Genomic DNA, 16,615 nt, shown 5'->3' with positions numbered 1-16,615 from the left:
ATACCTATATAATCTTACCCTTTAATTAAATCTTTGATATGTTCTAAAAGACTTGCACCTCCGTAGTAAAAGGCAATAATTACAGAAATCATTAAAACTGCGATGAAGACGCAAAAAAATGCTCCTCCGATCGCGATCGCACCATCATCTTCAACTAATCCCAATCCAGTCAAAAAGATGCCCATTGCCGGTAAAGTATTCGTACCGGGGATAATAATCATCATAGAAATTGCCATCAAGGCGATCGCACTACCAATAATAATTCTGCCTGGTAAACGGTTACAGACAAAAATGAGGCGAGGTTTCGTGATATTTTCTAATCTTCGCAACCAAGGAATCCCTTTTTTAACAACGGATCTCGCTGTCTCTACTTTAATCGAAGCATTGGCAATTTTAGCAGGAAACCAAGGCTGTCTCGAGCCGATAATAAACTGAACGGCTAACAGAAAAATGAGAAATCCAAAAGGTGCAGAATAACCCGGTGCGGGAATAGGTAAAGCGGAAGGAAGCGCAAGGAGAACAAATAAAAAACCAAAAGTTCTTTCCCCCGCGATCGCGATAATATCTCCCAGCTTAACCTCAGGTTGGCGATCTTCCTCAAAGAAGTAACGATTGAGTTCAGTTGACAATTTAGCCATGCAAGTTCAAGGGAATTTTGCCCATTTACTATACAGCGTTTTGCGAACTTTGGTTCAATCCAGAAAAATTTTACCTGCCATCGCACTTCTTTAAACCCAAAGACATAGCAATTTTTGAATTTCTCTCCATTTGCGATCGCGCTCAATTCCCAAAATCGTCGCAATGTCGGGTATCTTTTCTTCCATTTGGCATAATAGTTTGGCAAATCTTTGCACCGGTTAAAATCATTCCTCTGAAGTTAGCCCTTCTTAAATTGGCTCTTCTCAAATCAGCCCCTCGCCAACGGGTTTCTCTCAATTCGGTCATATTCAAGTTTGCGTCTCTCAAGTCGGCACCGCTCAAGTTCGCAAAACTCAATTCAGCCCGTCCTAAATTCGCCCTTCTCAGGTCAGTCTCTCGAAGATCGGCATCAATTAAAACTGCTCCTCTGAGATCGGCATCCGTTAAAATTGCTCCTCTGAGATCGGCACTATTCAAATTAGCATTTCTTAAGTTGGCATTGCTCAGATCGCAGAGAGGACAGGCATTCGTTGAGAGTAAGCGATCGATATCCTCTTGATTGAAAGCCACAACAGGAGAAGCCAGCCATGCCATTAATATGACAGGGATAGTCAGTACTTTTAAAGGTAGTCTTTTCATTGAGGGTTTCTCCTGTTTTCTTCGTATCAGAGGAAATTGAATCCGCAATATTAAAATTATTCTTGTGAATCTTCTTCGTTTAGTTTTACTGGAGTACAGAAAATTATCATCCCGATTATGGCTGCGATCGCAATTGATTGATTGAACCAGTACATTACGGGATTATACTGAAATATATTGGTGAAATCAACAGCTATTGTTATCAGATATAAGATTTGCAATCCTATCAATTTCCAGTTCAATAGCAAGTTTTTCATCTTTTTTTATCGGATGGAAACTTTCTTAAAAAAGCGATCGCGCTCTCTAAAATTAAAATCCCCCCGATCGGGAGGATTGTTTTAGCACTTAAACCATTGCTAATTCAGGTTCCGGCCAGCGTTCTACCGCTTTCCCAATAACCGATAATTCCTTCATCAAAGCGTCAAATCGTTCTGGGGTCAAAGACTGAGGACCGTCAGAAAGTGCCTTGGCTGGGTTGGGGTGAACTTCGATCATTAACGAATCCGTTCCCGCCGCGATCGCGGCTTTCGCCATAGCCGGCACGTATTCCCATTTGCCGGTACCATGACTGGGATCCAACATGATCGGTAAGTGGGTTAACAAGCGCAGGACGGGAACGACGGCAATATCTAAGGTATTGCGAGTATAGGAGCGATCGAAGGTTCGCAAACCCCGCTCGCAGAGGATCACCTTTTGATTGCCCGCCGCGAGAACATATTCCGCCGCCATCAACCATTCATCAATGGTTGCCGACATTCCCCGCTTCAAAAGAACGGGCTTATCTTGAGCGCCGACTTTCTTGAGCAGGGCAAAATTCTGCATATTTCTCGCCCCCACTTGCACGACATCAGCAACTTCGGCAACTTTGTCCACATCGGCAGTATCCATCACCTCGGTAATGATACCCAGACCCGAAGCCTCTCGCGCCTTTGCCAATAAACCCAAAGCACTTTCCCCGTGACCTTGGAAAGAATAGGGAGAAGTCCGAGGCTTATATGCACCGCCGCGCAGGAATTTCGCCCCTGCTTTTTTAACCCGCAGTGCCGTTTCCACGATCATCTCTTCGTTTTCTACCGAACAAGGACCCGCAACCACAACGACGGGATGGTGTTCGCCAAAAAGGACAGGACCATCGGGAGTGCTGACGGCAACTTCGCTGGGCTGGCCGTGGCGAAACTGGCGGCTGGCGCGTTTATAAGGGCGCTCTACGCGCAGGACGGATTCGATCCAAGGGCTTTTTTCTTCAATTCGGCGTTCGTCAAGACTGGCAGTATCTCCAACTAACCCAACGATAACTTTATGCTGTCCGACAATTTTTTCTGGGGTGAGTCCCCAATCTGCAAATTCTTGGCATAAACGCGCAACTTCGGCTTCTGGCGAGCCAACTTTCATTACAACAATCATGTGGCAATATCCTCTTTATATAAAATGCTACATAACTTCGTAGCCCTGTTAGGTGAATTCTAGAGGGTCGGGGAAACCTCGACCTAAAATTGTTAGTTTTCTTTAGCTTCCTTGGCGGCTTGTTTGGCCTGTCGCCAACCTTGCAGGAGTCTGGCGGCATTGAGGGTAAATTCTTGCCAGCCCACCCAACCTCCGGGACGATCCTCTTCCCATGAGGTGGAAAGAACGCCATAACTCAAGCCGACAAATCCCAAGCCGAATAAAGCCAAGGTGACAGAAAAGACCAGTTGGGGTGGAATTTCTACCCATCCTTGACTGACTAACCCGTAAAAAATGAAAAAACTCGAGAGTCCCAGTGCCGTTGGCAGGCCGCATAATAAGGCCATGCGCCGGATCATGCGTTTACTGACAACTTCGGGGATGGCTGTAGAATTCGCATTGCGATTTTTGTTCCGAGACGCTCCGCGATCGGTTTTTTGGGCAGACACTGAGTCAGTTTTGGGGGAAGTCGCTTTGGCCTTTTTCTTTTTCTTGCTCTTTTGGTGGGGTTCAAAAGGTAAAGGTTCGCGATCGGATTCTGAAGGCATGAGTTTTGTTAGGAGTATTTAACGACGAATTCCCAAGCGGCGGATGAGTTGCTGGTAGTGTTCGTAGTTGTGTTCTTGGATGTAGGAGAGAAGTCTTCTGCGACGACCGATGAGCTTGAGCAATCCCCGACGAGAGGAGTGATCTTTTTTGTTTTGCTTTAAATGCTGGGTGAGTCCTTCAATTCTGGCGGTTAGGATGGCCACTTGTACGTCTGAGGATCCCGTGTCGGTTTCGTGGACTTGATATTCTGAGAAAATTTGTTGTTTGCGTTCTTGTGTGATTGTCATAAATTTGCGATGGGTATTGAAAAACTCAGCAATCTCCAATCTTACCATAAACTTTCTGGTTTCAAATCCGCGATCGCCAAACTAAAGATTTTTCACTAAGCGAAAGCCAATATGATTGGTGCCGGTATCGAGGGCTTGCGATTCCCGTGCTTCTGGGCGATAGCGGCTGCAATAATTGCGAGCGCAGAGAAAAGATCCTCCTTTAATGACGTGCAAAGCGCCTTCCTCGGGCTTTCTCGGGTCTAAACTGCTGGCGCGATCGGGTCCTGTAGGATTGAGGCTGCCATCTTTATCGGGGTGTCCGACGCGATACCAATCGGCGGTTAACTCCCAAACGTTACCCAACATATCGTAAAGTCCATAGCCGTTGGGTTCAAAGGACTCGATCGGAGCAGAACCGAGGTAGCCATCCTCTTTGGTGTTAAAAATGGGAAAAATCCCCTGCCAAGTGTTGGCTTTGGTAGGGGCGTATTGTTCGCGGGGAACGATCGCATCGGCATTGAGACCGCCTCGGGCTGCATATTCCCATTGAGCCTCGGTGGGGAGGGATTTGCCGACCCAATTGGCATAGGCGATCGCATCTTCGTAGGCAATGTGAACGGCAGGATAGTCATCTAAACCCTCGAGGGTACTCTCCGGACCATAAGGGTGCTGCCAGTTTGCGCCGACGACCCAATGCCACCAGCTTAAATAGGCAATCGGTTGAGTTGAGTCGGGCGGCCAGAAGACGATAGAACCGGGTTGTCGTTGTTCCTCTGTTAAGTCGGGGAATTGGTCTTTGGGGATGGGACGTTCGGCGATGGTTTGGTAGTCTGTAGCTTCGACAAATTGGCGGAATTCGGCGTTGGTGATTTCGTGGCGATCGATGCAAAAACTCTCTACCGTGACATCACTGGCAGAGGCTTCGGCAGGATAGTAAGTATCGGAACCGATGTTAAAGGTGCCTTTGGGGATGAAGGCCATGCCGTCGGGACAGGTGGGGGCAGCGATCGCTGCATTGAAAGGCGCGATCGCCAGACTAAGGGAGGCGATGAAACTAATCATTGCGATCGTTAATCGAAATACGGGCAGGATGCCCGTTCCACAAAACCGAGAGAGAATCATATCAAATCTTTGTATTTACTATTGTGCGGTCTGGACGATCGAAGCGATCGCGGCAAAACTCGAAAGAGAGCGGGCGATCGCATCCATACTAAAAGCGCACGTCTGGTACAAACGGCAAGCTGAAACCAGCAGGGGAAGCTAGTCAAGCCCTTCCCCCAGAAAAACCTGGTCGAAGTCATTGGCTACACTGATGAGATACCAATCGTCCTCATCATTGGCTCTGGCTATAGCTTCGTCCGCGTGACAATAGTAGCCCGGCCCGTCTGATACGTCATTATCGCTGCAATCTACCTCCATATCTTCCACTTCTGCATAGTGTTCGCGCTCGAGATCGTCGTGCCGAAGCAGTAGCATAAGGTCATGACCTTGACCGTCATCGGTATATTCCAACATTTGCAAATCGCCATTGGAATTACCCACAGCCATAATCGGCCGCTTACCAATATAGCGCTCGATGCCCACGGGTTTTCCATCTTGGTCATTTATAGGCTGTACCAACTCCTCAGCCCGCACCAGAATCGGCGGGTCGCTTTGATACGTGGTTGTTAGTGTCGAACCCACAATATTTTGAGGAGGGATTCCATAATACTCTTCTGCAAACCCGCGAATGAAGTCGATCTCTCCACCAGAACAGATATAAACTTGAAAATCGTTAGCACGCAGATAATCGAGCAACTCCACCATCGGTTGGTAAATCAAATCGACATAAGGACTATCGAACTCGGGGTTATTTTGCGTGGTGACAAAATCGCCAGCCGCATTGATGTAACTCTCTGTCTCTTCGTCAATACCAAAACCGTAGAGATCGCTAAAGACTATTGGAACGTAGTTAGGGTATTCACTCCAGAGGGTGCCATCATTGTCAAAAACAGCGATGCGATCCTTCGCTTCCACGAAATTGTCACTGCTAGAATTGGTGACATCATCCACAAACTCGATAATGGCTGTCCTCGTTTCGGTGTCATTCCAAGAAATGAGATAGTCGCTCGCTTCTCGGGAGGGGGAATCTGTGGCGATCGCTTGGGTCGTACAACCTGCAATACCGAGCCACAATAGGCAGCACGAACAGAGAAGCGCGAATTTCCTAAATAGTTGGGTTGTCATCATGGTTATGGGTCTGGACGCGAGTATCAATACTTTCAATGAGGGCGATCGCATCCTCTAGAAAATAGAGGAGCGATCGCCAATGTCAGATGAATTCCGAAGCCGGAAATGCGATCGTTATTGAGAATTAAGGCAGTGCTGAATCAAGATTGGATTTACACTATCTCACTCTCGATAAGACGATGCGGATTATTTTCCTAGCCGTTGAACGATCTCTTTAATGACGCGATCGATCAACTCTTCATGACCGGGTTCGGACACAGACGCAGATTGCTCTGAAGACGCGATTTCCTCGGAGGATGAATCGATCTCGATTGGCTCTGAGGATGCGCGTTCCTCTTCAAATGGATCGAGATCGATCGCCACTTTCACAATCTCACCACCCGTAAACTCAAATGGAGGTTCGTAGTCCTCGCTCACTGGAGTCCGCAGGTCCATCCCCACATCAAAGGAATCCATAAAGGTACTCAAAAACGTTGTCTCAATCTGATCGGAAGCTACCGGATCGCCATTGACATAGAGAGAACCCGTGCCACCACAGCCTACGAATCGACTATCTTCTTCTTCTGAGTCTTGAGATGAAGTCCTATCCGTTGCTTCCTCACATAAAGCACCATTGTGTTCGTCGTAATCAAAAACAAAGGCAACTTGAGCCTCACCTTCCGGTAGTTCGTTTTCATCAACGATCTGAGTTCGAGCGAGATTCAGATAGTTGTACTCGAAAACCAGATGATGGTGTTCATTGACATAGAGGCTAAAGCCCACAGTGTCTCCTCCATTGGCTAAGATAACCCCTTGAACCTTTTCCGGATTGCTAATATCCAAGTCTGCGGTAATGGTGTAGTCGGTTAGAGCAAAGTTGGGGGCAACTTCTCCGGGTAGAAATATCGCACCGGGATAAAACTCGAATTTTGGACCATCGCTTAAAGCCGTCGGGCGTTCGATCCCTGTGCGCTCATTAAAGCGATCGTCAAGAGGATAGACATTGTATTTTTTAGCCTCGCTATCGAACAGAGCAGTCATTTCGGCCAATTTGTCTTCTAATTCCTGTTGCTCCCTCGACGTTAATGTCTTTAGATAGTCCGGAGCCAATAAATTATCATGCTGGGTAAAGTCGTTTTCCAGATTGAACAGTTCCCATTCATTGTCTAGCTCTGGATGGTCCTTGCTCATCGTACTTGCGTTATTGATCCAAGGAGCCTGATTGAACGATGATGCCATCCAACCATCGTGGTAAATCCCGCGATGGGCCATCATCTCGAAATACTGGGTATCTCGAAGAGGGTTTGCGTCTGCTCCATCAGATTTGAAGGTGTTGGCAAAGCTGGCCCCTTCCATCGGCTTTTGCGAAGTATCATTGACCTGAGAGGGAGGATCGATGCCCGCCACGTCCAAAATGGTTGGGGTAACATCAATAACATGGAGAAATTGATCCCGTAGTTCTCCCTCAGCCGTCCTCTCAATACCCTTCGGCCAAGAAATCACCATGGGATTGCGAGTGCCACCAAAGTAAGAGGCGACCTGTTTAGTCCAGAGGAAGGGAGCATTCGTAGCCCAACCCCAACCAATGGCAAAGTGAGGAGCCGTTCCAGGATTGCCTAAGTTGTCTTTGCAAGCCAAGTTCTCCTCCATGGTGTAGTCAAGGTTGGCATAGGTCGCAAATTGATTACAGGCAGAACCATAGAAACTGCCTTCTGCACTGCCTCCATTATCACCAACAATGTAGATAATTAGGGTGTTATCTTTTTCACCCAACTCATCGATGGCATCGATCACCCGGCCAACTTGTTCGTCTGTGTATTCCAAGAAGCCCGCATAGGTTTGCATTTGCAAGGCCATCAAGGACCTGTATTCATCGTCGCCTTCATTTGGATAATCAAACTGAGCATCATCCCAAGCGGGAATTTCTGCGGGTCGCTCCGTACATTGGTTAGCGTCAGGAATTATTCCCATCTCTTCCTGCTTCTGACAGATTTCTTTCTGTAGCACATCCCAACCATCGACAAACATTCCCTCATCTGCTCCTGCTGCAACGGCATGTTCTCCCCCGGCTTGGTACTTCTGGGTATAAGAAGGAGGGGGCTGGTGGGGAGTATGGGCAGCCCCAGGGACGAAATAGAGAAAGAAGGGAGTGTCTGGAGACAAAGAGTGGTTATAGCGCACCCAGCTAATGGCCTTATCCGCTAGATCGCGGGTCAAGTTGTAGCTCTCGTCAAGGTTGTCCTTGTCAGGGTAGGCCGGTTGATTGATGGGATTGCGGTTTTCATACAGGCTGGGATACCATTGATCCGTTTCGCCACCGCCACCGGTGAAGCCGTAGAAGTAGTCGAAGCCAAGGTCGTTGGGCCAGCTAGTGAATGGGCCGAGGTTAGAGCTTTGCTCGGCGGGTAAGTTGTGGTTTTTGCCCAACCAAGCTGTACTATAGCCGTGGCCTTGCAAAATTTTGCCAATAGTGGCCGTGCTCTGGGGGATGTATCCGTTATAACCCGGGTATCCATCTGCAAAGTCAGCAACAATGCCAGAGGCAGCGGAGTGATGGTTACGACCCGTTAGTAAGGCGGCGCGGGTCGGAGAACACATGGCGGTGGTATGGAAGCGGTTGTAGCTTAAGCCATTTGCCGCAAGCTCGTTGAGGGTGGGGGTGTGGATCGGCCCTCCAAAGGTTTCCGCAGCACCAAAACCCACGTCATCCAGCATCACTAGCAGAACGTTGGGCGCTCCTTCAGGAGGTTTAACAGGCGGGTGAAGAAGGTTCTCATCTGGATCTGAGTTGACATAGGTGTCGGAGATTCTGCCGTGAAATTCGGGGTCTGGGAGAGGCAGGTCTTGTGCCATTCCGGGGGGGACGGCGGTGCCCAGCAGGAAGGAAAGGGCGATCGCAAATATTGCGATCGACCTCCCAATCCGGGCGAAACTCGGATTAGAAAACATTTAAAAACCTCATAAAAAGGACAAACGAAACTCGAACCGCATTTCAAAACGCAATTCTTATATAGTCTCGATAGGGGTAATAATGTCGCGATCGCTAACTTACTTTTCGTTAATTTGGTATTTAATTCACAGTAAGTTTGAGGTGCAATTTTACAGCAACGAAAGAATTAAAAGATGCTACTCTGATTAAAGATGAGTATATATCTAAAGCCAGTTTCTTTTATATTTATTTTTGTTAAGTTGTATTTTTTTGACTACTCTAGGTTATGTATAAATTAAGTTAGAAATAAGAGATTGCGATCGCTATAAATCAGGGATACTGGAAGAGATTGCTTTATCCTAATATTTTTTTTCCAGAGTTTATTCAAGGGTTTGACCTACTATTTTTTAAACTCTAAAAAAATAATAATTGTTTTATTGGCTCACTTAGATTGATTAGAATAATATTGATTTAATGACTCTTAAAGAAGGCGATCCAACACACTCCCACAAACTATCGAGATCTCGATAATTTGAGTAAAAAAGTGCGTTCGCTGGAACGCACCCTACGAAACTATTGGTCTACCGTGTCTTCGCGGAATGCAAGATTCTGAATCCGCTCGTCTAAGGCCGGTTCTACATCCACTTGCTCAAGGGCGTTGTCTGCCGTCGGGACAATGCGATCGAAGTATTCTGCCAAAACCCCAACCGCCCGTGTGGGGTAGTTTATCAAGAATTGACAGAATTCAGGCGGCATCTCAAAACGCGATCGGGAGGAGCGATCGCGCGATCGCTCCTCCATCGTCTTGCCTGAAATTAGAGGCGAGAAAGATGCGTTCAAACGAACGCACCTTAAAAGTTACTGCATGAGCAAGGAACTAGAGTGGCTCAATACAATTCGTTTTCACCCTAAATTGATCTAACAATTGAACCTCAACTTTATTGATTGTCCCGTCAAATTCAAAAGGAGCATCATCAGCATAGTCCAAGGAAACCGGAGCCCCCAAGTCAACCCCCACATCAAAGGTTTCGCTGGGGGTGAAGGCTGCCGGCACTGTGCGGCAAACAGTTGTTGTGTCCGCATCTACTGCATCGACTCGCAGGGTCACATAGGCTGGGACCAAGGGATTTCCATTTTTGAATAGGGTTTCTACTTCAATGGTGTGGTGGCCTGCGGGAATCGTTGCAGATTGAGCCTTATAGCGATCGAGCAACATCATGTTGTACTCATAGTTAAGTTTGCCATTCTCCATGAATAGACTCAAACCCCCACTAGAACCACCGAGGGCATAGAGAACACCGGAATTTGTGCCGTTGAGATCGACATCGATCGTCACCAAATTGCTTTGACGACCCAGACCGGGTGCTGTAAACTCTGGCATCCGAGTGGTGGTTGTATCAAACGTCCAATGAGTATAGGGGGTGCTGATGCGATCTTTGGGATGGAGACGAGTCCAGAGACCTCCACCAATGGGAAAGACCAGATTGTCTTGTGCTTCTTCCAAAAACAACTGCTTCATCAGTTCCAACACTTCCGGCTCTTGGGCTGCGAGATCGTTGCTTTGGGTGAAGTCTGTTGTCAGGTCATATAACTCCCACACATCTTCTCGGGAATCCCAAGCGGCTAAATCTTCTGAATTGCTAGTCGTCCAAGGAGTCAGAGGACCAAAAGTGCAGGCATACCAACCGTCGAAATAGATGCCTCGACTGCCGTTATTGTCAAAGTACTGGATCGTTTTTTGACTCGGCGCGTTGGCATCATCAAAGGTGTAAACCATGCTGACACCGTCGATCGGATCCTGATGAAACCCGTAAACCTCTTCCGGTGGAGTAATGCCCAAAATCTCGTAGATTGTGGGGGCAATGTCGTTGACATGGTGGAACTGGGAGCGGATTGAGCGATCGGCGGGAATGTGACCGGGCCAAGAAACCACCATAGGGTTAGCAGTGCCGCCGAAGTGGGACGCAATCAGCTTGGTATAGCGGAAGGGTGCATCTCCAGCCCAAGCCCAGCCTGCATGGTACATATTGTCGGTTTTGGCAGTTCCCAAAGCCAACAGACCTTCTGGATCGTCATCGGTACCAAACTGGTCTGCTAGGGCTTGACGCTGTTCTGTGATGGTATTGGGAATCTGGTTTTGGGCCAACAGTTCGCTGATGGAGCCTTTCTGACCTTCAGCACTGGCACCGTTATCGCCCCAGATGTAAAAGACTAGGGTATTATCTCGAATTCCTAGATTATCTAGTTCGTCAATTAGTTTGCCAGCTTGGACATCTGTATGTTCTACAAAGGCGGCATAAACTTCCATTAATCTTTGTTGGAAGGGACGTTCCTCTTCTGGGATATCATCCCAGGCTTGCATATCATCAGGGCGATCGGTCCACACAGCATCTTGGGGAATCCAGCCGATCTCTTTTTGCTTGTCAAAGGCACGCTGACGGGCTGCATCCCAGCCATCGTCAAATTGACCCTTATATTCGTCTGCTAATTCATTGAAGATATGGTGAGGACCGTGGGCTGCACCGGGTGTCCAGTACATAAAGAAAGGCTTATCGGGGGCGTAGGAGCGATGATGGTGCATCCAAGCGATCGCCTTGTCCGCCATATCTTCGCTGAGATGATAAGTCTCGTTGTGGGGTGGCTCGACGGGGGTCGTGTTTTCATAAAGGCGCGGCTCATACTGGGAAGTTTCCCCAGCGATAAATCCGTAAAAATAGTCGAAGCCGTGACCGACAGGCCAGCGATCGAACGGCCCCATCGCAGTGGTCTCAGTGGCTGGGGTGTTGTGCCACTTACCAAAGGCAGAGGTCGCGTAACCGTATTCCCGCAGCACTTCAGGAATCGTGGCTGAGGTTTTGGGAATCGTGCCGAGATAACCATCCCAGTCTGATGCCCGTTCGGTAATGGTACCGGAGTGAACCCGTTGATGATTGCGTCCGGTCAAAAGGGCGGCACGGGTGGGGGAGCAGATGGAGGTGGTGTGAAAGCCATTGTAGGCAATTCCTTCATCCCACAGGCGATCGATCGTGGGCGTATGGATATCGCCTCCAAAGATTTCTGCCTGCCCATAGCCCACATCATCCAACATGACGATCAAGATGTTGGGGGCATCTTCTGGCAAATAGTTGGGTTCTTCCCGCCAATTCATTTCGGACTCTTGCAGGGTTTCGTTGGCGACGCTGGCGGAGGGGACTGGAGGGAAGGGGAGCACGGTGCCATCGGTAGCTTGCGCCAAGACAGGGGGCGCGATCGCGCCCCATAGGAGAGCGGTGGCGATCGCAAACATGGCGATCGCTTTCCTCATCCGGTTTAAAAAACCGTTGCAAAACATAAATAAAACCTCATAAAAGGGTTAACAAAGTCTCGATCGCAGAGGGACATCCCAAAATGAGATCGAGGTAGTTGAGGCGCGATCGCCTCCTTGATGTTTGGGGAGTCGATCGCCCGAGGAAATTTCAAAAGAAAAGGGATTCAGCAAATGCGATCGCTAGAGAAAAAACCTAATCGATTGCTTGTAGGGTTCTGATTCGAGAACCTTTACTACCCTCAGTATCGAATTTGTCCATAATTTCATCGATCGCCGCGTCGTAATCGAAGCGGAAAGGGGGTTGGCTGGGAGGATATGCCTCGAATGTGTTCAGAAACTGCTCGACGATGACACCCACCGGGGCACCCAAGTAGGCCCGTTGAACCCACCACCGTTCGTAGTTATTGGCATCCGTATCGCCCCGCTCGTAAGGATCTCGGCGCAAGTTAAAGAGCTTCGGTGCCCGCAATTTCACAAAGGGTTCCCGCCAGACCTCAAAGCCGTGGCCCCGTTGTTCGGCATAAACGGATTTCCAATCGTTATAGCGCGTTCCGACCAACTGACCTTCATCATTGAAGTAGAAAAACTCTTGACGCGGGCCGTCTTCATTCTCGGGATCGAGTAAATAGGGCAGTTGGTTGTACCCATCCAGATGAGTTGCACAGAGATTGGTGGAAGGCTCAATTAGAGGACACGGACCCAGTAGGTCTTCCTTGAGAGTATCCACACCTACTGCTGCCATTAGCGTCGGAACCCAATCCAAGTGGGAGAAAATCTCGTGGGAGACAACGCCTGCCGGGATGTGACCGGGCCAGCGTACCAAGCCCGGAACGCGGTAGCCGCCTTCCCAGTTGGTGTTTTTCTCGCCTCGGAAGGGAGAGAGACCGCCATCGGGCCATTCGTTGTAATGGGGTCCGTTGTCGGTGGTATAGATGACGATCGTGTTGTCGGCAATGCCCAATCCATTCGGGTTCTCTGTACTGGGAGAATCCAGCAGTTTCAGCAACTCGCCTACGTGACCGTCGTGTTCCAACATCCCATCGCCGTAGAAATCCTGACCGCTCTCGGGTACATTATCGTTGAGATGGGTGTAGAAGTGCATGCGGGTGGTGTTGAACCAAGTGAAGAACGGTTGGTCGTTCGTCACGGCTGTTTGGATAAACTCCTTGGTGCGATCGAGGAATTCGCGATCGACGTTCTTCATGCGTTCGATATTCAGAGGACCTGTATCTTTGCAGAACTGATAGCCCGATTCGCCGAAGCGCTTGAGATAGATTTCCTTGAGATCTTCATCCTGAAGCGGATTTCCATCGATGTCGTAAATTGGCTCTGTAGAGTAAGTATCCGATGCGACGCAATCGAGTACGCCGCGAGGACCAAAGTTGTTGTAAAACGCTGGGTTATCGGGATAGTCTACGTTCTCTGGCTCTTCTTCCGCATTCAAGTGGTAGAGATTGCCCAAAAATTCATCAAAGCCGTGAACTGTGGGCAGAAACTCGTTGCGATCGCCCAAGTGATTTTTGCCAAACTGGCCAGTTGCGTAGCCTTGGGTCTTGAGCATTTCCGCCAAGGTGGGATCGTCATCTTGAAGGCCGTAGGGGGCACCGGGAAGACCCACTTTCAGCAGACCGGTTCGCAGAGCGCTCTGTCCGGTGATAAATGCTCCGCGACCGGCGGTGCAGCTTTGCTCGCCGTAGTAGTCGGTGAATAACACGCCTTCGTTGGCAATGCGATCGATGTTCGGCGTGTCGTAACCCACAATGCCTTTTGCGTAGGCACTGAGGTTCGTCCAGCCGATATCATCTCCCATAATCACCAAGATATTGGGCGGGTTAGTTGTCTGTGCAAAAGCACGGTCGGTCGGAAGCCAAGGTGGTATTCCCGACATGAGAAGTAACAGGGAAATTGCCAAGGCAATCCCCGATTTTAAAACTCGTTTCATTAACAAGTTATCCTTTAATTAAATAATTTTGAAATTACTCGAGGTAGGGTCAAAAAATTTAGAACTAATAAACCTAGTAAGATTTATTGGTAATTTATTTCTTTTTGACGTTAACCACGCTCAGTATAAACACGACTCATTCAATTCGCAAAGTCATTTAGTTCGAAAAAAGATTGAATTTTGTTAAGTTCGCATTTTTGACTTGGCGATCGCAACCTTGTTGACAATCTCTCCTCTTGGCGATCGCACTTCTGAATAGTTTCCAGAAGAGCAGAGGAGGAGCGATCTCCCTATTGCTGGACTTAAATCGATCGCCAAGTCATTGCGGGGTGTCAGACTCGTTATCGATCGAATAACTTCTTGAAAGATTTACCGAAATTCTTCCGACTCACCTTTTTAAGCGATCGGGCAGGCGAGGATGTAGGTGCGATCGCCACCGTAGCGGGAGAATACCAGATAGGAGAGGTATAAACCCGTTCCTGCAAGGTTAGGGGAATCTTATCGCAAGCTGTGGGATCTTCCAGTTCAGCTTCAGCGCACCACTCATCACCGAAAAAGGCCTTATCGTAGTCAGTCCAGCGAGGGGTAGGAATTTCTAACACCCGTGCGTAGTAAAACGCCCGTTCAGCAGGGTTGAAGTCGGGATCTTCCCAAACTTGGGCTAACTCAACTGCACCGATGGTATTCGTCCATTCGGCAGTATCGGTATTCACCGTACCCGTATCGTTGGCTGGGTCAGTTATATCGGGGTTGACTATACTGCCTACGGGTGGGATCTTGCCGTTGGCATCAGGTAGGCGATCGTCCGACCAAACGACATCGTAGACTTTCTCTTGGGTTTCTCCATTGTCATCAAGCCAACCTTTGACAATTTGGATGCGATCGAGGTTGCCGCGAATGGGATCTTTTAAGGCCGCCACCAAAAAGCTTGGCGACTGAATCTCGGGATCGGCACTCGAGTCGCTCGGATATGGGGGCAAATCGCTACCCATAGGAACGCCCTTGGCATAGCCTACATCACCGGGGTTACGACCCAAATCTTCATTAGTAAAATCCCAACCGCCAAATAAGCGGACTACCATGCGCGGTCCACTGGTAGCATAGACTTCCCGTCGTTCCATCGCATCAAAGATGGATTCGCGGGTGTTTTCTTGCGCCCAAACTCCAACATGACCGGCTGCTCCATATTGCCATCCGAATCGCTGTACTTGTGTAGCCTCCGGATAGTCATCGTTTGGGTAAGAACTTTCTTTGGAGAGATGCGCTGCCCGATCTGGACTGGGGGTATAAATAGGAAACTTGCCCATAAAGCTATTTTCCTCGATCGCCGTCAAGGCCATATGGGAATCGGTGGAACCCACGAGACCAATTTTGAAGGGGTTTGCTCCCAATTGTTCTTCAAACTTCAGTCCATTTTTTAAGGCAGCACGGGCATATTCATGCTCGTACATATCATCGGTTTTGGGCGCAGTCATATCCAAATTGGAGTTATCCCAACCGGCGGTCTCAAAACTGGCAAATTCATCATCAGGAGAGAGAAACGGAAGAGTTTCACTGGCTCCCTTTATTTGGATCACTTCATAAAGGGGCTCCCAAAGTTGTCGCCGTTGGGCATAATCGGCACTGAGAGGCTGGCCATCAGGATTGGTATTATCAGCAAACATTTTGTCAGCAAACATGAGTCCGTTGCTGATGTTGCCATTATGGGGAATAGCCAATACATTTCCCCCTGTTACGTCCTCATAGTTCTGCATCCAATTCCAAAGCAATTCTGGATTGGTACCATCTTCTGTTGTCTTGGGGTTTATTTGCTTGGCTTTGTCCTCATTATCGCGGAAAATCACATTACGATGGAGGTTGTTTCCCGAAGCAAGGGAAGTCCACTCATACCCAATGACTGCTGTAAAGTCTCCCGGATCGTTATATTCTTCAGCCCAATTGACTTCATCATTCCAAGCTGCACCGAATTCTTCTTCACTTTGGAGCATACACTCTGGAACTGTTCCTTGAGCAAAGGCTGAGATGATTTCGTTCGTGGCTTCGGCTGCGGCTGAGCCACCTTCTTCGATCGCCGCGTGCCATTCATCTATCTGCGCCTGATCGTCACCGCAATCTTGTGGGGGGCTGCTGATAAACTGTCCAAAAGACCCTAATTGATCCGTGTGGTCAGTAACCACCAAAAAATCTAAGGGACGGGACAACTGTACAAGTTCTCCAGCATCTGTCTTCACAGCTTCTCCTCGAGCAAATCGGTAGGACGCGTCAGGGGTTAAAAGCGTTCCGGCTGCTCCCGCATCAAAGGAATAGATGGTGTGCAGATGGGTGTCACCCCACAATACCTGTTGAGGATACTCTCGTCCACCGGCATAAGGAGAGTAGCCGTAACCATATTCATTTCTGAAAAACTCAGGGATTTCTTCGTATTCTCCGGGGGGTAATCCCTGAGCGAAAGCATTCGAGGACACAGAGAATGTACTCCCTGTCAATAAGCAAATTAGCAATCCTGTAAGCAACAGTTTGCAGATTTTTGACAACCTTCGATTCATGTTGATTCACTCCTGTAGGAATCGTTTTTTGTTGAATTGTCGAACTTCGGACGAGATGTCCTGATGTTCGCGTTTATTGGCGATCGCGGAGCGAGCCATAGGCTTGATGAAGCGATCGCACTATTGCTGGACTTACACTCAGTG

At 48.5% G+C, this 16,615-nt stretch carries 13 protein-coding genes; 1 reads left to right on the top strand and 12 read right to left on the bottom strand.

Going from position 1 to position 16,615, the window contains the following annotated elements; genetic code table 11:
• Positions 1–14 precede the first annotated feature (14 nt).
• From AC6RV6_RS16095 to AC6RV6_RS16070, 6 genes are all read right to left on the bottom strand, one after another.
• Positions 15–638, bottom strand: a complete 624-nt coding sequence (locus AC6RV6_RS16095; protein ID WP_500241892.1) for an exopolysaccharide biosynthesis protein — start codon at positions 636–638, stop codon at positions 15–17.
• A gap of 142 nt (positions 639–780) precedes the next feature.
• Complete coding sequence (locus AC6RV6_RS16090) at positions 781–1,278, bottom strand: pentapeptide repeat-containing protein (protein WP_500241891.1); 498 nt, start codon at positions 1,276–1,278, stop codon at positions 781–783.
• Between the two features lie 345 nt (positions 1,279–1,623).
• A complete protein-coding gene (aroF, locus tag AC6RV6_RS16085; RefSeq protein ID WP_500241890.1) occupies positions 1,624–2,682 on the bottom strand; it encodes a 3-deoxy-7-phosphoheptulonate synthase in 1,059 nt (352 codons plus the stop codon).
• A gap of 92 nt (positions 2,683–2,774) precedes the next feature.
• Entirely contained in the window at positions 2,775–3,269 is a 495-nt protein-coding gene (locus tag AC6RV6_RS16080; RefSeq protein WP_500241889.1) for a PAM68 family protein, read from the bottom strand.
• Between the two features lie 18 nt (positions 3,270–3,287).
• Positions 3,288–3,557 carry a 30S ribosomal protein S15 gene (gene rpsO, locus AC6RV6_RS16075; protein ID WP_500241888.1) on the bottom strand — a complete coding sequence of 90 codons (270 nt, stop codon included), beginning with the start codon at positions 3,555–3,557 and terminating at the stop codon, positions 3,288–3,290.
• A gap of 81 nt (positions 3,558–3,638) precedes the next feature.
• Positions 3,639–4,601, bottom strand: a complete 963-nt coding sequence (locus tag AC6RV6_RS16070) for a formylglycine-generating enzyme family protein (RefSeq protein WP_500241887.1) — start codon at positions 4,599–4,601, stop codon at positions 3,639–3,641.
• On the opposite strand from AC6RV6_RS16070, the gene AC6RV6_RS16065 reads away from it, so the two are divergent.
• Positions 4,588–4,803 carry a hypothetical protein gene (locus AC6RV6_RS16065; RefSeq protein ID WP_500241886.1) on the top strand — a complete coding sequence of 72 codons (216 nt, stop codon included), beginning with the start codon at positions 4,588–4,590 and terminating at the stop codon, positions 4,801–4,803. The genes AC6RV6_RS16070 and AC6RV6_RS16065 overlap by 14 nt on opposite strands.
• On the opposite strand, the gene AC6RV6_RS16060 is transcribed toward AC6RV6_RS16065, so the two are convergent.
• The 6 genes from AC6RV6_RS16060 to AC6RV6_RS16035 all read right to left on the bottom strand — a co-directional run bounded on the left by AC6RV6_RS16060 (position 4,800) and on the right by AC6RV6_RS16035 (position 16,390).
• Positions 4,800–5,768, bottom strand: coding sequence for an HAD family hydrolase (locus AC6RV6_RS16060; protein ID WP_500241885.1), 969 nt, complete (start codon positions 5,766–5,768; stop codon positions 4,800–4,802). The genes AC6RV6_RS16065 and AC6RV6_RS16060 overlap by 4 nt on opposite strands.
• 186 nt (positions 5,769–5,954) lie before the next feature.
• Entirely contained in the window at positions 5,955–8,696 is a 2,742-nt protein-coding gene (locus AC6RV6_RS16055; protein WP_500241884.1) for an arylsulfatase, read from the bottom strand.
• 553 nt (positions 8,697–9,249) lie between these two features.
• On the bottom strand, positions 9,250–9,477 hold the full coding sequence (locus AC6RV6_RS16050) for a hypothetical protein (RefSeq protein WP_500241883.1): 228 nt from the start codon (positions 9,475–9,477) through the stop codon (positions 9,250–9,252).
• Between the two features lie 76 nt (positions 9,478–9,553).
• Positions 9,554–12,007, bottom strand: coding sequence for an arylsulfatase (locus AC6RV6_RS16045; RefSeq protein WP_500241882.1), 2,454 nt, complete (start codon positions 12,005–12,007; stop codon positions 9,554–9,556).
• Between the two features lie 169 nt (positions 12,008–12,176).
• Positions 12,177–13,925 (bottom strand): arylsulfatase, encoded by a 1,749-nt coding sequence (locus tag AC6RV6_RS16040; RefSeq protein ID WP_500241881.1) that lies wholly within the window; start codon positions 13,923–13,925, stop codon positions 12,177–12,179.
• Positions 13,926–14,266: 341 nt separating this feature from the next.
• The gene (locus AC6RV6_RS16035) at positions 14,267–16,390 is read right to left on the bottom strand and encodes a DUF3604 domain-containing protein (RefSeq protein WP_500241880.1); all 2,124 of its coding nucleotides are present in this window, start codon (positions 16,388–16,390) and stop codon (positions 14,267–14,269) included.
• Positions 16,391–16,615 lie beyond the last annotated feature (225 nt).

The sequence above is a fragment of the Spirulina sp. LEGE 11439 genome (assembly GCF_059821285.1).
Note: the sequence above shows the minus strand (reverse complement) of the source record. Positions and strands in the feature narration are given on the sequence as shown.